The organism is Maribacter sp. UH1 (genome assembly GCF_056839145.1).
This window is the reverse complement of record NZ_CM166387.1, coordinates 1,491,218-1,517,631: the sequence shown is the minus strand read 5'-3', so window position 1 is coordinate 1,517,631 and position 26,414 is coordinate 1,491,218. Positions and strand designations below refer to the sequence as shown.

Sequence of the window (26,414 nt, the reverse complement as noted above, 5' to 3'; positions counted from 1 at the left end):
GAGAATCATGTTCAAAAATTATATAAAAATCGCTTGGAGAAACCTTTGGAAGAATAAAGGGTATAGCATGCTTAATATTTTTGGTTTGGCAATAGGTATTACCTGTGCGGCAATGATTCTACTTTGGGTAGAAGATGAGGTAGGTTATAATCAAAATTTTGACAAGCAAGATGTAGTGTATTATGTACCTACCAACCAACAATACGAAGGTGAATGGCGTACATTTTTTCAGGCTACTCCTGGTCCGTTAGCTGAAGTATTAAAGCAAGAAGTACCAGGAATAGTTGGTTCTGCAAGAACAAAAGGTGAAGATTTTTTATTTCAAGTAGGAGAAACTTCTATCAATAAATTTGGACGATATGCCGACCCAGATTTTTTAAGCATGTTCAGTCTCTCATTTGTAGAAGGTAATTTAGAAACCGCTTTTAATGAAGTAGATGCCATTGTCATCTCTCAAGAAACGGCTAGACAGTTATTTGGTGAGAATACTTCTGCAATTAATAAAGTAATTAAAATAAATAATGAAACAAGTTATACCGTTTCAGGAGTTTATGAAGATTTACCACACAATATCACATACAGTTTTGATTGGGTTGTTCCTTTTGAGCGCTTTGCAAAGGATAATGAATGGGTAAAAGAATATGGTGCTAATTTTTCAGACACTTTTGTGGAGCTTTCTCCAGAAGCAAATTTTAATGTTGTCAATAATAAAGTGAAAGCCATACTTCCTATGAAAACGGAAGATGACGAAACCATAGCCTTTTTATTTTCTATGAAAGATTGGCATTTAAGAAATGTTTTTGAAGGAGGTAAAAATATAGGAGGACAAATCACGTATGTGAGATTGTTTAGTCTTATTGCCATAATCATATTATTGATTGCCTGCATCAACTTTATGAATTTGGCTACCGCTAGAAGTGAAAAAAGAGCAAATGAAGTCGGAGTCCGAAAAGTATTGGGATCGGGTAGAAAAGGATTGATTTCTCAGTTTATGGCAGAGGCGATAATAACTGCCGCTTTATCTGCCGTATTGAGTATTCTGTTATTAAAATTACTGGTGCCACAATTTAATATGATGATAGATAAACAACTAGACTTTAGTTTGTTCAATACTACTCATATTTTAACCTTGGTCGGCATAACACTAGTTTGTGGTATTGTTGCAGGCTGGTATCCGGCATTCTACTTGTCTTCTTTTAAACCGGTAGATGTGTTGAAAGGAGCACGCAAAACAAAAGGGAGCGCAACATTTATTAGAAAAGGATTAGTAGCTACACAATTTGTAGTTTCCATCGTATTTATTATTTGTACCATTATCGTCTACCAACAAGTACAATATGTAAAAGGGCGCGATTTGGGTTACAATAAAGAGAACCTAGTGAAGATTCCCGTAACCGGAGATATTATTAAAAACTTCAAACCTATTGAAGAAAATATGAAGTCTTCTGGAATGATTGAAAGCATCGGACTCATTAATTCTGATATTTTATCAGGTGGAAATAATACATCAGGATTAAGTTGGCAAGGCGGTGTAGATACTGAAGATGTTTTGGTTTCTGTACGTGATATTACAGCAGATTTTTTCAACACTGCTGGATTGGAGATAATTGAAGGTAGGGGATTCAGTAATAATCCCGCTCAAGACAGTGTCAATATAATTGTAAGTGAATCGTTCGCAAAATTAATGGGTAGCGGTAGTCCTATAGGTAAAACCATAGAGGAGGATTATCCTGTTATTGGCGTAGTAAAAGATTATGTCTATGGCGATATGTATGGTTCTAGTGATCCGGTCATATTTTTTAATGACCCAAGCCAAGCTCGTTTTATGTATGTAAAGACGAAGTCTGGCGTAGCAACAACAGCAGCATTGGCAAGTATGGAAACGTCGTTGAAAAAGTTTAACCCTGCATTTCCTTTCGAGTATGAATTTGTAGATGACACTTATGATGCTAAGTTTAAAAGTGAAAAGCTGATAGGTAATCTTTCTCAGGTTTTCGCATTGCTTGCCATACTAATTTCTTGTTTAGGGTTGTTCGGCTTATCAGCCTTTACGGCAGACCAACGTAGAAAAGAAATTGGGGTACGTAAAGTTTTAGGTTCTAGTATTACGGGCATTGTAACTTTATTGTCCAAAGACTTTATGCAGTTGGTGTTTATGGCGATTGTTATAGCCACCCCAATAGCATGGTTATTAATGCAAAACTGGTTAGAAGGTTTTGCCTATCGTATTTCTATTAATGCTTGGGCGTTTGTCATAGCTGCAATAGTGGCCGTTTTTATAGCCTTATTGACCATTAGTTTTCAAGCGTTCAATGCAGCTAGGGTAAATCCTGTAAAGAGTTTACGAACAGAGTAATTTGAGTTGTAAATTAATTGGACATAAATTGTCTAAAAATTTGACACTTAATTATCGAAAATTTAATTAAGTAATTGAAAATCAATATTTTATATTATTGGCATGAAATTAGAATTTGATAAGTAGTAATCAAGCATCAAAAAACGAGAATCATGTTTAAAAACTATTTAAAAATCGCCTGGAGAAGCTTAAAAAAGCAAGCCTTTTTTACTTTTCTAAATACATTCGGACTAGCCATTGGTATGGCAGGAGCATTAATTATATCGCTGTACATCTACGACGAGCTTAGTTATGATAAAATGTTTGCCAATGCAGATAGAATTTATCGTATAGATGCAGATATAAAATTTGGAGGAGCGGAAATCAAGGCAGGGGAATCTGCCGCACCAATGGCGGAAACCTTAAAAAGGGACTATCCGCAGGTAGAAGCTTCAGTGCGTTTTAGAACCATAGGTAGTGCTTATGTAAAGAAAGTTGGGGGAAACAGAAGTGCCAAAGAAAACCACATCACCTATGCCGATTCCACCGTTTTTGAGTTCTTTGGGATTGACTTACTTGCAGGTGATGCCAAAACGGCATTAACGGGGACTAACTCATTAGTGCTTACTAAAACTGCGGCAGAAAAACATTTTGGTTCTACAGATGTTATAGGTCAAAATTTATTGTTGGATAATACCGATACATACACGGTAACCGGTGTCATTGAAGATATGCCCAAAAATTCCTATTTCAATGACTATAGTGTGTTTTTGGCAATGGCGGGCAATGTAGCATCTAGAGAAGACAATTGGGGCGGCAATAACTATTTTACATTTATAAAGCTAATACCGGGAGCCAAGGTTGAAGATTTTCAAGAGCCCTTGCAAGAGATGTTAGAAAGGTATATGTTACCATGGTCACAAAAGTATTTTCCGGGTATGACGGCAGAGTCGTTTGCGGCATCTGGTAATTACATTCGGTACCATACCATGCCTTTGACTGATATTCATTTACACTCAGATAAAAGCTCGGAAATGAGTGCAACGAGCAGTATTCAAAATATTTATATTCTTTCCTTCATTGCAATGTTCTTAATTATTTTGGCAAGCGTTAATTTTATGAACTTGTCTACTGCACATTCTTTAAAGAGAGCCAAAGAAGTTGGAGTTAGAAAGACTTTAGGGTCCAACAAAATGAATCTGGTTTTTCAGTTTTTAACAGAATCAGGTTTAATAGCATTTGTGTCTTTGTTAGCGGCACTAATCATTTCAATGATAGCATTGCCTTTTTTCAATAGTTTCACAGGCAAATCAATTGCTATTGTGTTTACTCAGCCCTTATTCTGGTTGGCGTTATTGGGGGCAACCTTTTTACTTGGATTATTCTCAGGCAGTTACCCTGCATTTTTCATGTCAAGATTTACTGCTGTTAAAAGTTTAAAAGGTAGTAGTGCAGAAAGTGTAGGAAATGGTAGGGTGCGTAATGCTTTGGTCATATTTCAATTTTCAATTTCGGTATTTCTGATTGTAAGCACTTTGGTAGTATTTCAACAATTAAATTATATACAGAACAAAGATTTGGGTTTTTCCAAAGATCGGGTGCTTTTAATTAACGAAATAGGGGCGCTAGGATCTAAGACTAAAGCTTTTAAAGAACAAATTGCTGCCATGGGTTTTGTGGAAAGCGCTACGTTGAGTGATTACTATCCTACGCCATCTTGGAGGTCAAATAGTTCGTTCTTTGAAGAAGGTGCAAGAAGTCAAGAATATGCCATTCAAATGCAAGAATGGAAAGTAGATTCAGATTACTTAAAAACGATGGAAATGGAAATAGTTGCTGGGCGAGATTTTAATCCCCAATATGCATCAGATTCTACGGCTATGATCATAAATGAAGCTACGTTGCCTATTATAAATGTCACCGCGGAAGAAGCTTTAGGTATGCGAATATCTGAAGAAATAGATCAAGAAAACCCTACCTACTATACTATAATCGGTGTGGTCAAAGACTTTCATTTTACATCTTTGCGTAATAATATTGATGCACTAGGAATACAACTTAATTCTAATGCCGAGAATATGGCGGTAAGAATGAGCGGTGGAAACTTTGTAGATAATATTTCAGCAATAGAAAATACATGGAACGCCATGGCACCCGGGCAACCTTTCGATTATCGTTTTATGGACGAAGCCTTTAATACCACCTATGAAGCGGAACAAAAACTGAGTCAGATATTTTTCATTTTTACTATGCTGTCCATTTTTATTGCTTGTTTGGGATTATTTGGATTAGCTGCCTTTAATGCCGAAAAACGAACAAAAGAAATCGGTGTTAGAAAAGTGTTGGGAGCTACTGTAAGTCAAATATCTTACCGGCTTACGGTAGACTTCTTAAAATTGGTGGGTGTAGCTATTCTCATTTCTTTGCCCCTAGGTTGGTTCGCCATGAACAAGTGGTTAGAAGATTTCTCATACCGTATAGAAATCGGTATCGGCATTTTTGCTTTGGCAGCAGTATTGGCAATTGTAGTTGCCATTGTAACGGTAAGTTACCAAAGTATAAAGGCGGCAATTGTAAACCCGGTAAAGAGTTTACGATCCGAGTAGTACATGATAATGGTGTAACATTCTCATTTTTAAGTGGTCTTTGTAAATATATTGTACATCTGTTGTCTAATTATTTTACACACTAATTAATGTGGTTTATTGTAACTATTTGATATATAGTAAATTAGTAGTGTGGCATGAATTTAGGTTCAAATTTATGGTCATCAATCAATCAATCAATGTTTAGCATCAACTAATCATCAATCAAAAAACGAACTATCATGTTTAAGAACTATTTAAAAGTTGCTTGGCGAAATCTACTCAAGAACAAGGGGTATACTGTTATAAATGTGGGTGGACTTGCCCTAGGTATGGCAGTAACTTTAATTATTGGGCTTTGGATCCAAGATGAGCTATCGTATAATAGCTACTTTAAGAACAAAGAGCGTATTGCCCAAGTTTTTCAATCACAAACCTTTAATGGCGAAACAGGAACCGGACCTGCCGTACCAAGACCTTTGGAGAAAGCCTTAAGAGATGGTTATGGTGATAATTTTAAGCATTTGGTCATGTGTTCTTGGACCAATGATCATTACTTAAAATATGGTGAAAAGAGTATATCTAGACCTGGTAATTACATGCAACAGAATGGACCTGAACTTTTTGATCTAGAAATTATTAAGGGAGAACAAGATGCGCTACGGGAGATCAACTCCATTATGTTATCGGCATCAACGGCAGAGGCATTGTTCGGTAATGAAGATCCCATAAATAAAACGGTCACCGTAAGTAACGAGCACAAGTTGAATGTAAGTGCAGTGTATAGTGATATACCTGTAAATAATTCATTCAACGATACCGATTATATCATTCCGTGGGAGAAGTATTTGGCTGTCAACGAATGGATTCGTAACGCAGAAGATCAATGGGGAAACAACTCCTTTCAAATGTTTGTGCAACTGTCGGATAATACAACCATTGAACAAGTAACGAAGATTATTGAAAACGTAAAGAAAGATTTGAACGAAGATACAGCTCAGTTTAATCCGCAGATCTTTTTGTTCCCAATGAAAGATTGGTATTTACGTAGCAGTTTTGAAAATGGCAAACAAGAAGGTGGGCGCATAAAGTACGTATGGTTATTTGGTATCATTGGAGCTTTTGTATTACTGTTGGCTTGTATCAATTTCATGAATTTGAGTACGGCTCGTTCAGAGAAAAGGGGCAAGGAAGTAGGAATACGTAAATCTATCGGTTCTCAAAGAGGGCAATTGATCTATCAATTTTTAAGCGAATCGTTTCTCGTTGTTCTGTTTGCATTTTTAGTAGCCATGGTATTGGTATTACTTTCTTTAAACGGATTTAATGAGCTATCTAGAAAAGAAATATCCTTTCCGTGGGATAATGGTATGTTTTGGTTAGTGTCATTGCTATTTATAGTGTTTACTTCCTTGTTGGCAGGTAGCTACCCGGCTCTATACCTATCATCTTTTAAACCGGTAGATGTGCTTAAGGGTACCTTCAAAACCGGAAAGTATGCAGGGTTGCCAAGAAAGATATTGGTTGTAATACAGTTTACGGTCTCGGTAGCTTTTATCATAGGAACGGTAATTGTAATGCAACAAATCAATTTTGCAAAAAATAGACCAGTTGGGTATGACAAGGAAGGATTGATACAAATACCGACTTTCAGTCAAGATTTTGTGGGCAAGTATGATTTAATGCGAGCTGAATTTATAGGATCGGGAGCGGTAGTGGAAATGTCGACTTCTAGTAGTCCCACTACTCAAATATGGTCTAATAGAGGTGGTTTTACATGGGAAGGCAAACCGGAAGGATTTCAAGAAGATTTAGCTTGGACAGAAGTATCACCAGAGTATGCTAAATCATTGAATCTTAAAATTTTAGAGGGGCGTGACTTTTCAAGGGATTTTGCCACCGATTCTTTAGGGGTGTTGATCAATGAAACGGCAAAGAAATATTTGGGTATGGAGAATCCTGTAGGGCAGTTGTTAAGAGATGATGATGAAGAAGATCCCAATCCGCCTTTGAAAATTTTAGGTGTTGTCCAAGATATGATTACCCAGTCTCCTTATGAACCGGTAAAGCAAGGAGTGTATGTGTATGATAGGCATGATAATGCCAGTTATTACAACATGCGATTAAATCCAAACCAAAGCGCAACTCAGAATATTACAACCATAGAAATTATATTCAAGGAACATTTTCCAGAAATACCATTTGAGTATGATTTTATAGATGGGGAATATGGGGAAAAATTTGCTTCTGAAGAACGTATTGGAACCCTTTCTGGTGTATTCACGGCACTGGCAATTCTAATTAGTTGTTTGGGATTATTTGGGTTAACCTCATTTGTTGCAGAGCAAAGAAAGAAAGAAATAGGAGTGCGCAAAGTGCTAGGGGCATCTATCTTCAATGTATGGAACATGCTTTCCAAAGACTTTTTAAAACTAGTGGTAATCTCTTGTTTTATTGCAGTGCCCATTGCCTACTTTATAATGAACGGGTGGTTACAGGAATATCCATATAGGGTAGTGCTTAAATGGTGGATTTTTGCCATTGCCATGCTTGGTGCTATGTTGGTGACTATTGCGACAGTTAGCTTTCAAGCTATTAAAGCTGCAAGGGCTAACCCCGTAAAGAGTTTAAGAACAGAATAATTTGAAAAAATGATAAGAAATCATCTAAAACTATCCTTTAGGAATCTATGGAAAAATAGAATGCTCTCCTCATTAAATCTATTGGGGTTAAGTATTGGTATTGGTGGTGTGCTAACGCTTATGTTTTCGGTATATGCTTATTATATAGCAGATGATATGATACCGGACCAAGACCAGATTTTTTATCTAAAGACACATTTGGCAGACGGTAATGATTACAATGAAGCGGTATATCCATTACTTGATAAGATAAAAAGCACTTCGCCAGAAGTAATTGCGGGTACACATTTACATGGTTGGGGTAATATTTGGTTAGAGGTAGGAGATAATGAATTTCAGAAAACAACTACATATGCCGATCCTGAATTTTTTGATGTTTTCGCACTGCCTTTAAAATATGGCAACCAAAGTACTGCGCTAAATGAAAAGTATTCAGTTGTTCTGACCGACAAGGTAAGTAAGCAGTTGTTTGGGGAAGAAAATCCCGTTGGGAAGAGTTTAATTGCGGCAGACACTTTGAACTTAACAATTACAGGGGTATTAGAACCAATAAGTCCTTACTCTTCTTTTCGGTTAGATGTTTTAATGCCCAACACGATCTTAAAGGATAATGTAGGTTTTAAAAATCAGGATAACTGGGATGACAGTTTTTCACCGGTATTTATGAAGCTACGTCCAGATGCTGATATTCCAGAATTTGAGAAGCGTGTAGGTCAACTGGTAAGAGAAAATTATGAAGACCCTTCAGTAATTTCACGAATGGAGGTAATACCACATGCTGAGGTCCGTATTGATTCTATACCCGTAGTAGAAATAATAATTGCAGGAAATATAGCTACATCATTTTTTGTACTCCTTCTGGTACTTGTAAACTTACTGAACTTGAATACCTCTACTATGTACCGTAGAACTAAGGATATTGCAGTACGTAAAATATTAGGTGGTAGTGGAAAAGGAGTGGTTACGCAGTTTTGTTTAGAAAACGGAATTTTGGTAATACTATCCATATTAATTTCTGGCGGATTGTTCTTTGGCTTCCTGCTACCCAAAATGAATGATATTTTTGGAGCAGATTTTGGGGAGATTAATTTCAGTTTGGCAAATGATTACCCTGTAATATTGGGTGCTATTTTATTAGGTGTTGTTGTAACGTTAATAGTTGGTATTTTACCAACGTTACGGTTTATTTCCTTGCCGGTTTCTCAAGGGGTAAAAGGAAAATTAGATAGTGCTAAGGGAAGTTTTATTCTACGAAATACATTTATCATTTTTCAGTTTGCCATAGCCATTCTATTTATTTGTGTTGCCGTTATTCTAAACAGTCAGATCAGTTTTATGAAAAAAGCTGATTTAGGTTTTGAAAGAGAACATGTAATAGTGGGTAATATTGACCTTGATTATAAAGATATAGATGCTGCTAAGTCTAGCTTTAAAGCGCTTTTAAATGACTTAGAGGCAAATCCGTATGTAACCAATGTAGCTACAAGTCACGCCATACCGTCAGATTACTACTTTAATTACACGCGATTTTATGATTCAAATACGGATACCGATGTGCGTCTTCGTCGTTCTTTTGCCGATGCGGGGTATTTAAGTACACTTAAGATTCCGCTAGTAACAGGTAGGGATTTTAACAGGGAAATGGATAATGGTGATGAAAGACCTGTAATCATAAATCGTAGTGCCATGAAAGCTTTTGGTTGGACGACTATAGAAGGGAAGCGTTTAAAATATAAAAATGACGATTTCATAGGCAATCCTGTGGTTGGTGTTATGGAGGACTTTCATTATCAAGACTTGCAAAAAGCTGTTGAACCCTTGGTGCATTATTATCGAAACGAGGACGAATTAGAGAAACATCGTTACCTGTCTGTTAGAGTAGTTGACGGTAAAGAAAAAGAGGTTAGGGATATGATTGCTTTAGCATTCTCTAAAATTGATTCTAGAAAAAATTATGTGCAAAGTAACCTTGGTGAAAAAGTAAGTGGACAATACCGTTTAATGGACGGTATGCTGAAAACCGTAAATGTGGTAGCGTTGCTTACCATATTTATTTCATGTCTAGGTATGTTCGGTCTAATCTCCTTTATGGCAAAAAGAAGAATAAAAGAGATAGGTATTCGTAAAGTTTTAGGGGCAAGTGTATTGAAAATTGTAGTGTTGCTTTCAAAGGATTATATGATTTTAGTAGGCATTGCAACCATTGTAGCGTTTCCCGTTGCGTGGTATATGATGAATGCTTGGTTGGGCGGTTTTGCATACAGTATATCAATTCAATGGTGGATGTTTGCCCTATCGGGCTGTATTGCATTATGCATAACCGCATTTACTTTAGGTATGCAAGCCATTAAAGCTGCAAGGGCAAACCCGGTAAAAAGTTTACGAACGGAGTAATATAAAAGTCATCAATCAATCAAAATAAAAATCAAATCATGTTTAAGAATTACATAAAAGTCGCTTGGCGAAACTTATTGAAAAATAAGGTGTTCACTGCAGCAAATATTGTGGGGTTGACCTTGGCATTTGCGGTTGCACTATTATTGACTATGACAGCCTTGTTCGAGTTGTCTTATGACCAATTTCATGAAAATAAAGAGTCGGTCTATCAAGTGTACTATACCAATCAGACTCCAAAAGGTTCTGATATTTCTACAGCTAATCCGGTGCCTTTTGCTCCTGCTTTAAAAGAAGAGGTGCCAGGTGTAAAACAAATATCAAGGGCATTGAGTGAAAATGCGCTTGTGTCGTATGGCGATAACGATTTTAATTTAGATGCAGAATTTGTAGATGCCGACTATTTTTCAATTTTTAGTTTCCCTACACTTTTGGGGGATACTAATAAACCAATGCCTGATCAAAACTCGGTGTCCCTTACAGAAAAAGCTTCTAAAAAGCTATTTGGCACTAGCGATGGTGTTGGAAAAACCGTAAGAATTCTAATAGGCAAGGAAGAAAAACCTTTTACGGTTTCCAGTATTTTAAAAAGCATACCAGATAACAGTAGTGTCAGTTTTGATATTGCAATACCATTTGAAAGCCATTGGGATTATAAAGAATATAGAGATGATTGGGATTCTCAAAATCACCCAGTATACCTTCAATTGGCTAAAGGGGTTTCTAAATCTCAGTTTGAAGAAAGTACGGTAGCGTTTACCCTTTTGCACAAAGAAGAGCAAATGAATAATATGAAGCGTGATGGGGCACAGCCAGATGTAAACGGTAATTACAGTCAACTTAATTTATTGCCCTATACAGACAAACGTTTCGCAAATTTTAATTCGGGCGTTTTGCAAATAAAAAGAACATTTCCTTATATGATATTAGGCATCGCCTTTTTGATCATTTTTATTGCCTGTGCCAATTTTGTGAACATGAATATTGCCTTGGGTGAAAAACGCCTTAAGGAAATAGGTATGAGAAAAACCCTTGGCGCTGTAAAAGGACAGCTTTTCGGTCAATTTTGGTTAGAGAGTTTAATGGTGTTCGCCATTGCAATAGTTTTGGCACTAATACTCTCTAATTTATCGATTGGTCCCTATAAAACACTCTTTAATACAGATGCTACTTTTCAGAATTTAATGACGCCTGTTATTTTGGGTAGCTTTTTATTGGGGATTCTAATAGTAACCTTATTTACAGGTGGTTACCCGGCATTACTTTTAAGTAAGCTAAACACACTAAAAGCCCTGAAAGGCAAATGGGAATTGGGAAAAAACGGAGTGCGCAATGCGTTGATAGTAGTACAGTTTGTAATTGCGATTATATTGATAACAGGAACCTTGGTTTTTCAAGGGCAATTGCAGTTTATGCGCAATAAAAATCTTGGATTTAATAAAGAACAAGTGGTTTCTATACCGTTAAATGGTAAGAAAGACAGTTACCGCGTAATAGAACTTATGAGAAATGAGCTTCGCGGAAATAACAATATTTTAAGCGTAACAGGGTCTGATAATAACTTGGGGAGAGGTAGAGATGGCAGCATGTCTATTAGTAAGTTTGGTTTTGAACATAAAGGCAGAATAGTAAATAGTAATGTGCTCAATGTAGATTACTATTATGCGAAGACATTGGATATTCAATTGTTAAAAGGGCGAATGTTCAGTAGAGAATACAGTGCAGATAGTTTAAGTATGGTAATCAATGAGGCTATGGTGAAAGAGCTGAATGAAGAAGATAATCCGCTTTCAACAAGAATATATTTCGATGAAGATTCCGTAGCTTATAATGTCATTGGTGTATTAAAAGATTATAATCATCAAGATATTAGTAAAAGCATAGAGCCGCTTACTTTTTTTCTGGACAAAAATTATGATTTGTATTATGCCTACATAAAAGTTGCACCTGCAGATATGGCAAGTTCTTTTGATGCCATTAAAAATGCCTGGCAGAAAGTAGAGCCGAATGCAGAATTTTTAGGTTCGTTTATAGATGAAAATATAGATAGAACCTTTAAAAAAGAGAAGTCTATGGCTACAATTATTACCGCTGGTTCTGTTTTGGGTATTGTATTGAGTTGTATCGGTTTGTTTGCCATGTCGTTGTTGGTTGTTGCACAACGAACAAAAGAAATTGGCGTACGTAAGGTAATTGGTGCAAGTACATCATCAATAACTATATTATTAACAAAGGATTTTTTAAAGTTGGTAGGCATAGCGTTCATTATAGGCGCGCCAATAGCTTGGTTCGCTTTAGATAAATGGTTGCAAGATTATGCATTTAGGGTACCGTTAAGTATCTGGTTTTTTGTAGGTGCAGGATTATTGGCTGCCTTAATTGCACTATTGACAGTAGGTGCCAGAACCATGAAGGCTGCAGCGGCAAATCCTGTAAAGAGTTTAAGAACCGAATAATTTCTAATATTGCTAACCGACAACCACTAATACACTAATCAATTAATTTACTATAAAGAAATGTTATTACAATTAAGAAATATTTTCAAATGGGTTCAGCAGGGCGGTCAACGTATTTTCTTGTTGAAAGATATTAATCTAGAAGTACAAGAAGGAGAATTCATATCTATTATGGGTCCATCAGGTTCTGGGAAATCTACATTGCTAAATGTTATTGGTATGCTAGATACGTTTGATGAAGGGGAGTATGATTTCTTGAACGAATCGGTTCATACTTTAAAAGAGAAGTATCGTTCTAATTTATATAAGGAGTATATCGGTTTCGTATTTCAATCATACCATTTATTAGATGACTTAACAGTAGAAGAAAATCTAGAAATGCCTCTATTATATAAGAAGGTGAAAGGTTCAGAACGTAAAGCATTGGTAGCCGATATGTTGGATAGATTCAATATTGTAGGTAAAAAAGATTTGTTTCCCACACAGTTGAGTGGAGGGCAGCAGCAATTGGTTGGTGTGGCGCGTGCACTCATTGCAAACCCAAAACTGATATTGGCAGATGAACCAACGGGGAATCTAAACTCGCAACAAAGCGAAGAGATTATGCAGCTTTTTAAGAAATTGAACGAAGAAGAAGGGGTGACCATCATACAAGTAACACACTCCGAGAAGAATGCAGCATACGGTTCAAGGATCATCAACCTTCTAGACGGAAGAAAGATTTAGTCTTGAAATATCTAAAATGTCACTTCGAGCGCAGTCGATAACTTATTTGTTAGAATATAATTTACGAATGTTAGTTCGAGTGCCTCTTATTCCATTTTTTCATTGAATAAGAGGTGTACATCGGCTGAGCTCAGTAGAACTATCGAGAACCTTTTGAAAACAAATAGTTTCCGTCTCAATTGAAACTGCTTTATTCCAACAACCAACAACCAACAACCAACAACCAACAACCAACAACCTGCCACTAATCCGTATACCCTTCAGGATGCATTTCGTCAAATTCGGTTTGGTCTTGAAAAGCTTTTGCTAATAAAAGAATACTTGCTTCATCATATAAATTAGAGACAAGTGTAATACTTGTTGGGTGTTTCTCTTCATCCAATCCAGTAGGGATTGAAATAGCTGGATGACCGGTTAGATTTGTTGTTATAGACAACCTATTCCCAGAACTTGGAGAAATAAGAACGTCATAATCTTTCATGATAGCCTGCATTTTTTCAATGAGCACTTGTCGTTGTCTGTTTGCTTGTATGTACTCAACTGCTGGTATAAAACGTGCTTGACGTAAAGAATTTGCTCTAGAACGTTGAGTTTGCTCTACCATCTTATCCACTTCTTCGGCACGAACCATATCGTCGAAAAATGCTCCCGCTTCTGCTCTTAATATTACGTCAAAACTGTTGTACGGCACGTCTTTAGGTAATTCCACTTCGTTAAGTGTAAGTCCCATTTCCTTAAAAGTTTCAATTGCCTTATCCAAATTCGCTTTGCTATCCGAAGAATCTTTTTCTATGTCTTTTTTTAAATATCCAATACGTAGGGTTTTGTAATCTTTAGTAGGGTCAAATCCGTCAGGGTAATCAGTGGTCATTCCGTCTTTAGGGTCTTTACCTGTAATAGCACTATATACAATAGCGCAATCTTCGGCGCTTCTTGCCATTGGTCCAACTTTGTCCATAGACCAGCTTAAGCTCATAACGCCATGTCTACTAACTCGACCATATGTTGGGCGTAAACCTGTAATTCCATTTCTTGTACTTGGTGATAAAATAGAGCCTAGTGTTTCGGTACCTAATGCATAAGGAACCAAACCTGCAGAAGTAGCAGATCCAGAACCTGCTGAAGATCCTGAAGCACCTTGCGTAGTATCCCACGGGTTTTTAGTTTTTCCATCAAACCAAACATCACCACGAGCAAGAGAACCTGATACCAATTTTGCTACTAGTACTCCGCCTGCATCTTGTAATTTTTGAACCACACTAGCGGTCATATCAATTTGTTGGTCACGGTAAGGTTCAGCACCCCATGTAGTTTTGTAGCCTTCAACTGCCATTAAGTCTTTTACGCCGTAAGGAATACCATGAAGAATTCCGCGGTAGTTTCCGGCAGCCAGTTCTGTATCCATTTTTTTAGCTTGCTCAATAGCCATTTCTTCTGTTATGGTAATGGTACATTCTAAAATAGGATTGTATTTCTTTAAACGACCAATAAAGAATTCTGTCAATTCTAGCGAGCTTATTTTTTTATTTTTGATGAGCGATGCCAGCTGAGGTATGGAATAAAAAGCAAGGTCTGCCTTTTTAGAAGGAAGCGCTACATTTTCTGGTATTTCCCATTCTGGGAATCCGTTTTGTGGTCTTGGTGTAAAGTTCATAGGTAGCGGGTCAAACCTAACCGCTGGTACCACATCGTAATCTAATGTATATTTTCTTAGAGAATCAAAACCTTTTTTATTCCGTTGTAAATAGGGGTATAATGTATCTATATATTGCTTGTCAAAATCTAGACCTATTAATTTCTGTGATCGTTTTACATCTTTTTTCGAGAATTCATTTTTAGAGCTTGAACAAGATGTAATGAACAATGAGGTAAGTAGACTAAAAAATAAAAATAGAGATATTCTTTTTGTAGGTTGGTACATGTACTTTGGTTTTTAAGAAGATTCTAAAGTACGTCTTTTTAGAAAGTTTATGATATTTGGTAAATCATAAAAAAATGTGAATTGAATTTCTGATAAAAAGAGGTTCTATTTATAATGGCATATTCATTTTCAATACGCTAGCTTCCTAATCTAACAACTAAGGATTATCTTTGTTGTTTAGAATGAATTTATATAATGAAGATAGATAAAAAGGACGTTTTGAAGGCATTGGAACATATTACTGTTCCTGGTGAAGGCCAAAACATGGTAGAAAGTGGTGCAGTTACCAATATTCAGATTTTCGGTGATGAGGTAGAGGTAGATATTACCATTGCAAATCCAAGCCTGCAAGCACGTAAAAAGACCGAGGTAGAGATTTTAAAAATCATACACAAAGAGGTTTACGAAAAAGCAAAGATTAAAATCAATGTGAAGGTCGATGCTCCTGCTGCAAAGCCGAAAGTAAATGAGATAAAAGGTAAAGCGATACCGGGTATTTCTAATATAATAGCGGTAGCTTCCGGTAAAGGTGGAGTAGGTAAATCTACCGTAACGGCTAACCTGGCAGTTACTTTGGCAAAAATGGGCTTTAAAGTAGGTTTGTTAGATGCGGATATTTACGGACCGTCAATGCCTATTATGTTCGATGTTGCCAATGATAAACCATTAGCTGTTAACGTAGAAGGTAAATCTAAAATGAAGCCGGTAGAGAGTTATGGTGTTAAGCTGTTATCAATTGGTTTTTTTACACAAAGAGATCAGGCGGTAATATGGAGAGGACCTATGGCTTCTAAAGCATTGAATCAAATGATTTTTGATGCACATTGGGGAGAATTAGATTTTATGTTGATCGATTTGCCACCAGGTACTGGAGATATTCATTTAAGTATAATGCAGTCCTTGCCAATAACAGGAGCAGTTGTTGTGAGTACACCCCAAGAGGTTGCACTTGCAGATGCAAGAAAAGGTGTGGCAATGTTTCAGCAAGATTCTATAAACGTACCAGTTTTGGGAATTGTAGAGAATATGGCATACTTTACACCTGCAGAGTTGCCGGACAATAAATATTATATTTTTGGTAAAGAAGGTGCTAAGCATCTTGCCGAAGATTTAGAGGTACCTTTCCTTGGTGAAATGCCTTTAGTGCAGAGCATTCGTGAAGCTGGTGATGCAGGTAGACCTGCAGCATTGCAAACAGCTACACCTGTAGAAAAAGCATTTGAAGAGTTGACTAAAAAGGTTGTGAGTGAGGTAGTCGCTAGAAATAAGACGATGCCACCTACAGAAGCAATTAAGATTACAACAATGGCGGGTTGTTCGCCTGTTAATAAAAAATAGATATGACATCAGCAGAACTAAAATTAAATGTTGAAAAAGCATTGGAAGAAATCAGACCTTTTTTACAAAGTGATGGTGGTGATATAACGTTAATTTCTATTGATGATGAATCTTCTGTTAAAGTAAGATTAGAAGGTGCTTGTGTTGGGTGTAGTGTCAATCAAATGACGCTGAAAAGTGGTGTTGAAATGACGATAAAAAAATATGCCCCACAGATACAGGAAGTTATCAATATAGCAGGTTAAATCCTGATAATTATCATAGCTTTTAGTAGTATAGATTGATAGTTTTGAAGGATTTTACAAAGAATTGAAGTAATGATTAAGACCGATATATTAATAATTGGAGCAGGACCTACAGGTCTTTTTGCTGTTTTTGAAGCCGGATTGTTAAAACTAAAATGCCACTTAATTGATGCCTTGCCACAAGCAGGTGGGCAGTGTTCAGAGATTTACCCTAAAAAGCCTATTTATGATATTCCTGGTTTTCCAGAGGTATTGGCGGGCGATTTGGTAGATAATCTCATGGAACAGATCAAATCTTTTCAGCCAGGTTTTACCTTGGGTGAACGTGCCGAGACTATTAAAAAATTAGATGATGGTTCTTTTGTTGTAACTACAAATAAGGGAACGGAACACCATGCGCCAGTTGTTGCCATAGCTGGCGGATTGGGAAGTTTTGAACCAAGAAAACCATTGTTGGATAATTTGACAAAATTTGAAGATAACGGTGTTGCTTACATGATCAAAGACCCAGAAGTATATCGCGATAAAAAAGTAGTCATAGCCGGTGGTGGAGATTCAGCGCTAGATTGGAGTATCTTCTTGGCAGGTGTAGCATCGCAAGTGACATTGGTACATAGGAGAAACGAATTTAGAGGTGCCTTGGATTCTGTTGAGAAAGTTCAGGAATTAAAAAATTCAGGAAAATTGAATTTGATTACTCCAGCAGAAATTATAGCTCTAAATGGTGAAGAGAAATTAGAATCTGTATTAATTAGAAAGATTTCTGATGCTAAGGAAGAGATTACTTTAGAGGTCGATAATTTTATTCCTTTATTCGGACTCTCTCCAAAATTAGGTCCCATTGGTGACTGGGGATTAGAGATAGAGAAAAATGCTATTAAAGTAGATACGTTCGATTATCAAACCAATATTCCAGGAATATATGCCATAGGAGATGTAAATACATACCCAGGCAAATTAAAACTAATTCTTTGTGGTTTCCATGAAGCAACGCTAATGTGTCAAAGTGCCTTTCAAAAAATTCATCCAGATAAAAAGTATGTCATGAAATACACTACCGTAGGTGGTGTAAGTGGTTTTGATGGAACTAAAAAGGAAGCGCCAAAAGCAGTAGTGAAAGCAATTGAATAAAGTAGTGAATTAGTTTGATAGTGAAATAGTAGAATGACCATACAGCGTTTTGAAGATTTGCAGGTGTGGTAAAAATCACAAGATTTAGCAGTTTTAATTACTAAAAAATCTTTAAACTTGAGGCATCAAATATTTATATGAAAAACGGTTTAGTTAATTTAAAAGTCATTTGAAATTTCCGGAAAACTTTACGTACTAATTCAATGTTCAAAATAAACTAGTTCACTATATCCTAACTACTAAATCCTATTAATGACCGATATCAAAATAAAAATAACCGACCGCGAAGGAGTGTTACACGAAATAGACGCCCCTACAGATATGAATATGAATCTAATGGAGGTTGTTCGTTCTTATGAACTTGCCCCAGAAGGTACAATTGGTATTTGTGGAGGTATGGCTATGTGTGCATCTTGTCAATGTTATGTATTATCAGATACGGAACTTCCAGAAATGGGAGATGATGAAGAAGCAATGCTGTCTGAAGCTTTCAATGTAAAAGATAATTCACGACTTGGCTGTCAATTACATATCACCGAAGACATGGACGGACTAGAAGTTGAGCTAGCCCCGGAAGAGCTTTAAAACATCATTGCGAGAAAACGAGATGCAATCGAGATTGACAAAACAATCTGTTTGATTGATTTCAAAAACTCGTAATAGACTTGTGTTGGAAAATAAATTTTTATTTTCCAACAGCCAACAGCCATCAGCCAACAGCCAACAGCCAACAGCCAACAGCCAACAGCCAACAGCCAACAGCCAACAGCCAATAGCCAACAGCCAACAGCCAACAACAAACTTATATCCTAGCCTGGTACGTAAATAAGTTGTGGTATCTACCTTCTTTTGCAATCAGTTCTTCGTGAGTACCTTGCTCGGCAATACGTCCGTTTTCAATAACTAAAATCTGATTCGCTTTTCTAATAGTACTTAGACGGTGAGCGATAACAAAAGTGGTTCTGCCTTTTGTTAGTTCAGCCAAACTCTTTTGAATCAAAGCTTCACTTTCGGTATCAAGATTAGAGGTAGCCTCATCTAAAATTAATATTTGTGGATTTGCCAAAACAGCTCTTGCTATGGCAATACGTTGTCGTTGACCTCCAGATAATTTTACGCCACGTTCCCCAATTACGGTAAGTAATCCATCTTCAAATCTATCCGTAAACTCATCAACATAAGCTGCTTTAATAGCGGCTTGTAATTCCTCTTCAGAAGCGTCTGGTCTAGGGAAAAGTATATTTTCTCTAATAGTGCCTTCAAAAAGAAAATCGTCTTGCAATACCACACCTAAGTATTGTCTAAAACTAGTAAGGTCAACTTTTGATAAATCTGTACCGTCTACAGTAATCTCTCCGGAATCAGGATTCAAGAAACTTGCTGCCAAACCTGCGATGGTAGATTTACCAGAACCAGAACTTCCAACTAAAGCAATTACATCACCAGATTTGGCTTCAAAACTGATGTTGTGAAGAACATCCTTATCTTCTTCATAGGCAAATGATACATCCTTGAAAACCATATCACCTTTAATATTGGATAATGTTATCGTTCTATCTTTTTCATCAGATTCAGAAACCTTGTTCATTAACTCTTCCGTACGGTCTAAACCCGCTAAAGCTTCAGTCAATTGGCTTCCTATATTACTCATTTGTACAATTGGTGCTACCATAAGAGCGAGAAGAAAAGTAAACTCAAAATACTCGCCGGTAGTCAGTTCTCCCTGCATCATTTTGTAACCTCCAAAGCCCATCATAATTCCGGTAGTTGCCAGTCCTAATAAGAAAGTAGAAGCGCTGGTCATAAATGCGGTAGCAGTCAAACTCTTTTTTACATTTTGGTATAATCGGTCTACACCTTCTTCAAAAACTTTACTTTCTTGACCTTCAGCGTTAAATCCTTTTATGACACGAATTCCGCCAAGCGTTTCTGTTAATCTGCCTTTAACTTCGGCATTAATCTTCCCACGTTCCCTAAAAACAGGTCTAATAATTTTAAATGCCTTTAGAGCGATGATTGCAAAAAGTATTAAGGGGACAAAGGTTAGTAGCGTCATAGTAGGGCTAATTCTTAGTAGCAGCACAAGAGACACTACAGCCGTAATGGTACCACCAACAAGTTGCACAAGTCCGGTACCAATTAAGTTTCTAACTCCTTCAACATCACTCATGATTCTGGAAACTAAAGAACCGGATTTTGTATTGTCAAAAAAGCGAATAGGTAGAGAAAGTACCTGTTTTTGTACCTGTGCTCGAAGTTCGGAAATCATGTATTGCGCCTGAATACTAAGAACTTTGGTTAGTAAAAATGACATTACCGCTTGTACCAAAAATGCAAAAATCACCACTGCAACCAATATTTTTAATAGGTCGTAATTCTTATTAGGTATGATGTCATCTAAGAAGTAACGTAAAGATATCGGCGCAACAAAACTTGCCGCTTTACTGATTACAATAAGCAATAAGCCCAGCAAAACTAATTTTCTACGAGGCCAAATGATAGTTTTGAATGCGGTTAGAATACTTACTTTTTTTTCTGCCATAGGGGTTTACTCTTACTAATTACTGTTTAAAATACTATTGTCCGGTTCAGCGCAGTCGAGACCGACCTGACAACGTTCTGCAAGTTACTTCAATTCTAAAGTTTTACCGAATCTAGAATCGGTTTTGATATTGGCTATGAGTATCGATAAAGGTTTTTATATTTGAGTATCCTGATTAACTGATAATGCTTAAAAAAATCATTTTTCTTTTTCTATTAGTTACGTTTTATGCTAATGCACAAGAGCAGTACTATGATTTGCGTGATTTTGTAACGGATAGTGCGGGTGTTTTTACTTCAAGTCAAGTTGTAGAATTAAATCAGCGGTTAGTGGGTTTTGAAAAAAGCACAACTAATCAATTGGTCATTGTTACTATAGAAGAATTAGGTTTTAATACGATTGAAACGTATGCAAATGGTCTGTTCAACCAAAATGGTATTGGTCAAAAAGGAAAAGATAATGGGTTGCTGATTTTATTTTCTAAAAATGATAGGGAAGTAAGAATTGAAGTAGGCTATGGCTTAGAACCCTATATTACAGACGCCGTTGCGTCAAGAATTATTAGAAATACGATGATTCCTAATTTTAAAGAAGAGGCGTATTTTACGGGTATTAATGAGGCTAGTAATCAACTCATAGAATTTCTTAATAATCCAGAAGCACTTGACGAGTTTAAACTAGAGATTGCAGATGAAGATTCTAAAGAGAAGTTATATATGAATATATTTCTTGGTATATTTTTCTCCATATTTGTAGGGGTTGGTAGCTTTTTCTTTCTTAAAAGCTATGTCAATGTTATTGAGGTTTTTAGAGGGGTGTTCATGGGTAAATTAGGGGTGTTGCCTGGGGTGTTTATGCTTTTGGCAGGATCCTTTTCAAGTGTTTTCGGTTTGGTGTTTGCAATTGTTCCTCTAATTATAGGCTACAGTATTTATATGTCCAATTCCCAGGCTGCAGCTTTTATTTTTGATGAACCCAGTCTTTTACTGTGGTTACTTCTTCCTTTTTTTGGTATTGCCGCAATAATAGCATTTATAAAACTTAAGATTTCTGGTAAAGAAGATTTGAGCATTTCTTGGATCAAAAATGATAAAACTTATTACAGAAAAACATTCTCGTCTTCTGGAACGCATTCTTTCAGTTCGGGCAGTAGTTCTTCAAGCGGTGGTAGCTCTTTTTCTGGTGGCGGAGGAAGTTCTGGCGGTGGTGGATCAAGCGGAAGTTGGTAAAATTCAAGTACTTTTATAATCCTCAAGAATTTATTAAATCATTGTTCATGAACAGAATTATTTATTTGCTAGTATTTGTATTGGTTTTATCGTGTAAGACAGATAAGCCAGAGAAGGGTGAAATAGAAAAGTGGGAAGCCCAAGCTGCGAATGTTGAAATCATACGAGACGATTTTGGAGTACCTCATATTTATGGAAAGACAGATGCCGATGCTGTATTTGGGTTGTTATACGCGCAGTGCGAAGATGATTTTAATCGCGTAGAGCAAAACTATATTTGGGCTACAGGTAGGTTGGCAGAAGTAGATGGCGAAGAGGCATTGTATAGCGATTTACGTGCAAAATTGTTCATGACAGAAGAAGAGGCTAAAGCAAATTATGAAAAGAGTCCCGCTTGGTTGAAAGAATTATGTAATGCCTTTGCTGACGGAATCAATTACTATTTATACACTCACCCTAAAGTAAAACCAAGATTATTGACTCATTTTGAACCATGGATGCCAATGTACTTTAGTGAAGGTTCAATTGGTGGAGATATTGAGCGTATTTCAACAAAAAAGATTGCTGCTTTTTATGAAAGTGATATGGAATTGCCGAAAATGGAGGCAATAAAGCTGAAAAAAGAAAAAGAAGTAGAAGAACCACAAGGGTCTAACGGTATAGCTATTTCGGGTAAATTAACCCAATCTGGTAATCCGTTGTTATTGATAAATCCTCATACCTCGTTTTACTTTAGGGGAGAGGTTCATGTAGTTTCTGAGGAAGGCTTAAATGCTTATGGAGCGGTAACGTGGGGGCAGTTTTTCGTATATCAAGGATTTAATGAGAAAACCGGATGGATGCATACATCAACATATACGGATGTTATGGATGAATTCAAGGAAACGATTATAAAGAACGATGATAATTTATTCTATCAATACGGAGAAGAATTACGACCAGTACAATCATCTGAGATAGTGTTGAAATATCTAGATGGTAAAAAGTTGAAAGAGAAAAAATACCCGACATATAGAACCCACCACGGACCAATAACACACGTTGCCGAAGGGCAATGGACGGCATCTGCCATGATGTGGGAACCGGTAAAAGCATTAGAGCAGTCATTCATCAGAACAAAGCAAAATGGTTATAAAGGTTTTAGGGAAATGATGGATATCCGTACCAATTCCAGCAACAATACGGTGTATGCAGATGCGGAAGGAAACATCGCTTATTTTCATGGTAATTACGTTCCAAAACGAGATGTTCAATTTGATTATACAGAACCGGTTGATGGTAGTAATCCTAAAACAGATTGGCAAGGTTTACATACAGTAGATGAAAATATCTTAGTTCTCAACCCAGAAAATGGATGGATACAAAACTGTAATTCTACACCCTATACATCAGCTTTAGAATTTAGCCCTAAAAAGGAAGACTACCCTAATTACATGTCTAAAGATCAAGAGAATTTTAGAGGGGTACATGCAATAGAATTATTAACGGATAGAAAAGGATATACTGTAGATAGCTTAATTCAATTAGCGCATGATCCCTATTTGCCGGCTTTCAAAGCGTTGATACCTGGTTTGGTGAAAACCTATTATACTAATGACGACCAAAATCCGAAGTTAAGAGAGCCAATTAAAATTCTAGAAGATTGGGATTATACCACTGGCGAAGATCAAGTAGCTATGACCTTGGCACATTTTTATGGTACTGCAATGGGTAAAAGAGTAAAACACCCAGAGAACATAAGTGATATGGAACGCATGACCTATTTCGGTACCCATACAGAAGAATCGTTGAAAGTTTTTGAAGAAGTAATAGATCAATTAACAGCCGATTTTGTTACTTGGAACATACCTTGGGGAGAGGTCAATAGATATCAAAGAATTACAGGAGATATCGTTCAACAATTTGATGATTCTAAGCCTAGCATTCCAATTGGTTTTGCTTCAGGGAGGTGGGGAGCCTTGGCTGCATATGGAGCACGTTATACAACAGAAGGTGCAAAAAAATTATATGGTACAAGAGGTAATAGTTTTGTGGCGGTGGTGGAATTTGGTGATACCGTAAAAGCTAAAAGTATGTTAGCTGGCGGGCAAAGTGGAGATCCATCTTCTCCACATTTTGATGATCAAATTATTAGATATAAAAATGTAGATTGGAAAGAAGTTCCTTATTATCGCGAAGATGTCTTGAAAAGAGCGGAGGAGACCTATGTTCCTGGGAAAAGATAGAATAAAGTTATACGCTAGTTACTTATCAATAACTTAAAACAGAATGAATAAATTTTTATGAAATACTTAGTTGCATTTTTACTAATTACAAACTTGACGTATAGTCAAGTTTGGTCTGAAACAAAGTTGAATGATTTTTCTTCAATTAAATTCCCAAATACACCTGAAAAATCTGTGCAAGATGCAGATATCTATTATACAACATCAGATGACTACGGAGTATACCTGGTCATGATTAGAAATTTTGGTAACCGAAAAATTTCTGAATCTGAATTTTCTCAACTCTATGGAGGTTTTATGAAAGGTGCAGTAGAATCTGTCAATGGAGAATTAATCAGACAAAATGAATTTACAACAAATGGAATTAAAGGGAGTGAAATAGTTTATTTAGCTAATTCAAATCCTCAATTACCAAATCTAAGACACAAACGAATTTTTATTGCAAATAATAACTTAATAAGTTGTGAATTTTGGACTAATGAAGATATTGAAGAGTTAGCTTTAAGTAACAAGGAAAAGTTTTTCAATTCAATTTCTGTGTCAAGCAAAAATAAAATTGAAACAGAAAAAAAGGAAATCGATTCAGCATACGAAAGTGGATTTGTTCTCGGAAAAATAATTTCTTATCTATTAGTTATTGTTTTAATATTCGGTGGAATTATATTAATCCGAAAACTAACGAGGAAAAAAGATAAAAATATTGGGTAGCAACATGTATAATCAGTTATTTACTTATGTAAATCATAACAGATTACCTGTTTATTTTTTCTAGGCTGCAAATTTATTATTGGCTACTCAATTGATGGGTAATTAAATACTACATTGATTCTTTCGTAACAATCAAGGTAGCCTTAGAACCAGCAGATAATAACCATTTATTTGAATATATCAATTCTCCTTTGTCGTTATAAACATCAACTTGTGCAGTATTGGGTGCTGAAGAACCATGGTTGAGTGCCTCGAAGTCTAAACGATTAAAACCGTCTTGTAAATCAACATGAATACCTTTAAAAGCACCTGTTAATAGTAGGTTCTGTTCAACCACCATATCGTTCATGTATATTTTTACACGATCGCCATCTACATATTCATGATCTCTACAAACAATACCTATGAATTTTCCGCTACTCTTTACATCACCTAAATATTGATCGGCAAAATACTGACCAGAACCACCTAATCGCTCACCTGGCCCAATACGTAGATCAATTTTCATGCCTGCCCCTGCTTGTACCAATTCTTCATCGCGTAGCATTTTTACAGGGTTAGGAGCGGTCATATCAACATTGGGCTGTTCTTTAATTAAATTAGGCATGTTAAGAACAGATCCTTTATTTGGAGTACCACTAGAATTAATAGGGTTTACCTTATCGATCTTTAGCGGTTTTGAAGTAGGCAAATCTGTTTGCGCAGAAACCTGTACCGCAGTAAAGCAGAAAAATATAATAAAAAGAAAAAAAAGGTTTCTCATCTAATCTTTGATATGATGAAATAAAGATAACAAATACCCTGCCATGGGTACTTAAGGCTTCGTTAAAAAAACTGCCGATGCCTTAATTATTCGATGAACGATGGTTTAAGATGGTAAATTTCGTCTTAAAAAGTTGATGAAATTCCCGTTCATAATTTTTTCGATATCCGATTGCGCATAACCTCGATTTTCTAACAGTCCGGTCAATTTTTGTAAATCTGCTATGGTATCAACATCTGCAGGGCCTTGTTCTGTTCCAAAGCCGCCATCAAGGTCAGAGCCTATACCCACATGATTCGCATTACCCGCTAATTGGCAAATATGATCTATATTATCTAGTATCTGCTGTAGACTTACGTTCGCAGATTGCGGAGTAGAAACACCTCTCTCCCAAGTTGGTGTCATCATCCAAGCATCAAGAACAACACCAATAACCCCTTTTCTACTTATGATTTCTTTCAACTGCTCATCGGTAAATTGTCTGTGGTGATCAACTAACGCCCTGCAATTATTATGGCTAGCCCAAAGTGGTCCGTCATAATTTACCATCGTTTCCCAAAAACTTAGGTCACATAAATGAGTAACATCAAGTATAATTCCTAGTCGTTCAATTTCTTTTAGAAGTGCTCTTCCTTTAGTTCCTATTCCGCCTACTGAATTTGTGCCGTGAGCATAAGTACCCGGACCATAATGTGCCGGACCAATAGCTCTTAAGCCTGAATCATACGCTTTTTGTAGGTATGAGATATCTACGATAGAATCTGCACCTTCAAGACTAAGTAAGTAGCCGATAGGCTTCTTTTCTTTGTCCGTTTGCCAAAGTGCTAAATGAGCATCAAGTTGGGTTTTATTGGTGATTTGAACCATTTCACCAGCATCTTCCATGCTTTTGTACCACGCTAATTGCCCTTGCGTGTGTGCCCATGCCTGTTGGGGCGATTTCCATCCTGGTAGGGTATTGTCTTTATGCACATAACGAGCAATTTGTGTCGCCATACAGAGTCCGACATTCCCTTTTCTCATCGCCTCTAAAGAAACGGTATTGTTGCCACGACCAGGTTTGTCGGTTAAACCTTGTTCACTTTTTCTAATTTCTTCAATAGACCAAGTTAGGTCGCGATTCCAGTCCATGGCATTCATAGAAAGGTCTAAATGGGCGTCGAATATAAACATG

At 36.6% G+C, this 26,414-nt stretch carries 17 protein-coding genes; 13 read left to right on the top strand and 4 right to left on the bottom strand.

Annotated features, from left to right (window positions below; all coding sequences use genetic code 11):
- The first annotated feature begins 7 nt into the window (after positions 1 to 7).
- The 6 genes from UH1x_RS06580 to UH1x_RS06555 all read left to right on the top strand — a co-directional run bounded on the left by UH1x_RS06580 (position 8) and on the right by UH1x_RS06555 (position 13,138).
- Entirely contained in the window at positions 8 to 2,356 is a 2,349-nt protein-coding gene (locus tag UH1x_RS06580) for an ABC transporter permease (RefSeq protein WP_482625852.1), read from the top strand.
- A 152-nt stretch (positions 2,357 to 2,508) separates the two neighbouring features.
- Positions 2,509 to 4,941, top strand: coding sequence for an ABC transporter permease (locus UH1x_RS06575; protein WP_482625851.1), 2,433 nt, complete (start codon positions 2,509 to 2,511; stop codon positions 4,939 to 4,941).
- Positions 4,942 to 5,162: 221 nt separating this feature from the next.
- On the top strand, positions 5,163 to 7,562 hold the full coding sequence (locus tag UH1x_RS06570) for an ABC transporter permease (RefSeq protein ID WP_482625850.1): 2,400 nt from the start codon (positions 5,163 to 5,165) through the stop codon (positions 7,560 to 7,562).
- Between the two features lie 9 nt (positions 7,563 to 7,571).
- Positions 7,572 to 9,956, top strand: a complete 2,385-nt coding sequence (locus tag UH1x_RS06565) for an ABC transporter permease (RefSeq protein WP_482625849.1) — start codon at positions 7,572 to 7,574, stop codon at positions 9,954 to 9,956.
- 38 nt (positions 9,957 to 9,994) lie between these two features.
- The gene (locus UH1x_RS06560; RefSeq protein WP_482625848.1) at positions 9,995 to 12,412 is read left to right on the top strand and encodes an FtsX-like permease family protein; all 2,418 of its coding nucleotides are present in this window, start codon (positions 9,995 to 9,997) and stop codon (positions 12,410 to 12,412) included.
- A 60-nt stretch (positions 12,413 to 12,472) separates the two neighbouring features.
- The gene (locus UH1x_RS06555; RefSeq protein ID WP_482625847.1) at positions 12,473 to 13,138 is read left to right on the top strand and encodes an ABC transporter ATP-binding protein; all 666 of its coding nucleotides are present in this window, start codon (positions 12,473 to 12,475) and stop codon (positions 13,136 to 13,138) included.
- A gap of 244 nt (positions 13,139 to 13,382) precedes the next feature.
- Here the strand turns inward: UH1x_RS06555 and UH1x_RS06550 are convergent, their stop codons facing one another.
- On the bottom strand, positions 13,383 to 15,059 hold the full coding sequence (locus UH1x_RS06550) for an amidase (protein ID WP_482625846.1): 1,677 nt from the start codon (positions 15,057 to 15,059) through the stop codon (positions 13,383 to 13,385).
- 195 nt (positions 15,060 to 15,254) lie between these two features.
- Between UH1x_RS06550 and UH1x_RS06545 the strand changes: the two genes are divergently transcribed.
- From UH1x_RS06545 to UH1x_RS06530, 4 genes are all read left to right on the top strand, one after another.
- Positions 15,255 to 16,397: an Mrp/NBP35 family ATP-binding protein gene (locus UH1x_RS06545; RefSeq protein WP_482625845.1), complete on the top strand. Its 1,143-nt coding sequence runs from the start codon at positions 15,255 to 15,257 to the stop codon at positions 16,395 to 16,397.
- A 2-nt stretch (positions 16,398 to 16,399) separates the two neighbouring features.
- The gene (locus tag UH1x_RS06540; RefSeq protein ID WP_133688296.1) at positions 16,400 to 16,642 is read left to right on the top strand and encodes a NifU family protein; all 243 of its coding nucleotides are present in this window, start codon (positions 16,400 to 16,402) and stop codon (positions 16,640 to 16,642) included.
- 72 nt (positions 16,643 to 16,714) lie between these two features.
- Entirely contained in the window at positions 16,715 to 17,773 is a 1,059-nt protein-coding gene (locus UH1x_RS06535) for an NAD(P)/FAD-dependent oxidoreductase (RefSeq protein WP_482625844.1), read from the top strand.
- A gap of 252 nt (positions 17,774 to 18,025) precedes the next feature.
- A complete protein-coding gene (locus UH1x_RS06530; protein WP_036156977.1) occupies positions 18,026 to 18,358 on the top strand; it encodes a 2Fe-2S iron-sulfur cluster-binding family protein in 333 nt (110 codons plus the stop codon).
- Positions 18,359 to 18,575: 217 nt separating this feature from the next.
- On the opposite strand, the gene UH1x_RS06525 is transcribed toward UH1x_RS06530, so the two are convergent.
- Complete coding sequence (locus UH1x_RS06525) at positions 18,576 to 20,315, bottom strand: ABC transporter ATP-binding protein (RefSeq protein WP_482625843.1); 1,740 nt, start codon at positions 20,313 to 20,315, stop codon at positions 18,576 to 18,578.
- A 185-nt stretch (positions 20,316 to 20,500) separates the two neighbouring features.
- On the opposite strand from UH1x_RS06525, the gene UH1x_RS06520 reads away from it, so the two are divergent.
- The 3 genes from UH1x_RS06520 to UH1x_RS06510 are packed head-to-tail and all read left to right on the top strand — an operon-like array spanning position 20,501 to position 24,477.
- Positions 20,501 to 21,544: a TPM domain-containing protein gene (locus UH1x_RS06520; protein WP_482625842.1), complete on the top strand. Its 1,044-nt coding sequence runs from the start codon at positions 20,501 to 20,503 to the stop codon at positions 21,542 to 21,544.
- A 47-nt stretch (positions 21,545 to 21,591) separates the two neighbouring features.
- Positions 21,592 to 23,769 (top strand): acylase, encoded by a 2,178-nt coding sequence (locus UH1x_RS06515; protein ID WP_482625841.1) that lies wholly within the window; start codon positions 21,592 to 21,594, stop codon positions 23,767 to 23,769.
- 57 nt (positions 23,770 to 23,826) lie between these two features.
- The gene (locus UH1x_RS06510) at positions 23,827 to 24,477 is read left to right on the top strand and encodes a hypothetical protein (protein ID WP_482625840.1); all 651 of its coding nucleotides are present in this window, start codon (positions 23,827 to 23,829) and stop codon (positions 24,475 to 24,477) included.
- Between the two features lie 109 nt (positions 24,478 to 24,586).
- Here UH1x_RS06510 and UH1x_RS06505 read toward each other — a convergent pair whose 3' ends face one another.
- Positions 24,587 to 25,240 carry a hypothetical protein gene (locus tag UH1x_RS06505; protein WP_482625839.1) on the bottom strand — a complete coding sequence of 218 codons (654 nt, stop codon included), beginning with the start codon at positions 25,238 to 25,240 and terminating at the stop codon, positions 24,587 to 24,589.
- Positions 25,241 to 25,345: 105 nt separating this feature from the next.
- Positions 25,346 to 26,413, bottom strand: a complete 1,068-nt coding sequence (locus UH1x_RS06500) for a dipeptidase (protein ID WP_482625838.1) — start codon at positions 26,411 to 26,413, stop codon at positions 25,346 to 25,348.
- Between the last annotated feature and the right edge of the window lies 1 nt (position 26,414).

What these genes read in the sequence shown, in the direction of transcription:
- UH1x_RS06535 (WP_482625844.1), top strand. Translation starts at nt 16,715, where the DNA reads ATGATTAAGACCGATATATTAATAATTGGAGCAGGACCTACAGGTCTT.
- UH1x_RS06500 (WP_482625838.1), bottom strand. Translation starts at nt 26,413, where the DNA reads ATGTTTATATTCGACGCCCATTTAGACCTTTCTATGAATGCCATGGAC.
- UH1x_RS06540 (WP_133688296.1), top strand. Translation starts at nt 16,400, where the DNA reads ATGACATCAGCAGAACTAAAATTAAATGTTGAAAAAGCATTGGAAGAA.
- UH1x_RS06525 (WP_482625843.1), bottom strand. Translation starts at nt 20,315, where the DNA reads ATGGCAGAAAAAAAAGTAAGTATTCTAACCGCATTCAAAACTATCATT.
- UH1x_RS06510 (WP_482625840.1), top strand. Translation starts at nt 23,827, where the DNA reads ATGAAATACTTAGTTGCATTTTTACTAATTACAAACTTGACGTATAGT.
- UH1x_RS06505 (WP_482625839.1), bottom strand. Translation starts at nt 25,240, where the DNA reads ATGAGAAACCTTTTTTTTCTTTTTATTATATTTTTCTGCTTTACTGCG.
- UH1x_RS06565 (WP_482625849.1), top strand. Translation starts at nt 7,572, where the DNA reads ATGATAAGAAATCATCTAAAACTATCCTTTAGGAATCTATGGAAAAAT.
- UH1x_RS06575 (WP_482625851.1), top strand. Translation starts at nt 2,509, where the DNA reads ATGTTTAAAAACTATTTAAAAATCGCCTGGAGAAGCTTAAAAAAGCAA.
- UH1x_RS06570 (WP_482625850.1), top strand. Translation starts at nt 5,163, where the DNA reads ATGTTTAAGAACTATTTAAAAGTTGCTTGGCGAAATCTACTCAAGAAC.
- UH1x_RS06560 (WP_482625848.1), top strand. Translation starts at nt 9,995, where the DNA reads ATGTTTAAGAATTACATAAAAGTCGCTTGGCGAAACTTATTGAAAAAT.
- UH1x_RS06520 (WP_482625842.1), top strand. Translation starts at nt 20,501, where the DNA reads ATGCTTAAAAAAATCATTTTTCTTTTTCTATTAGTTACGTTTTATGCT.
- UH1x_RS06515 (WP_482625841.1), top strand. Translation starts at nt 21,592, where the DNA reads ATGAACAGAATTATTTATTTGCTAGTATTTGTATTGGTTTTATCGTGT.
- UH1x_RS06555 (WP_482625847.1), top strand. Translation starts at nt 12,473, where the DNA reads ATGTTATTACAATTAAGAAATATTTTCAAATGGGTTCAGCAGGGCGGT.
- UH1x_RS06545 (WP_482625845.1), top strand. Translation starts at nt 15,255, where the DNA reads ATGAAGATAGATAAAAAGGACGTTTTGAAGGCATTGGAACATATTACT.
- UH1x_RS06550 (WP_482625846.1), bottom strand. Translation starts at nt 15,059, where the DNA reads ATGTACCAACCTACAAAAAGAATATCTCTATTTTTATTTTTTAGTCTA.
- UH1x_RS06580 (WP_482625852.1), top strand. Translation starts at nt 8, where the DNA reads ATGTTCAAAAATTATATAAAAATCGCTTGGAGAAACCTTTGGAAGAAT.
- UH1x_RS06530 (WP_036156977.1), top strand. Translation starts at nt 18,026, where the DNA reads ATGACCGATATCAAAATAAAAATAACCGACCGCGAAGGAGTGTTACAC.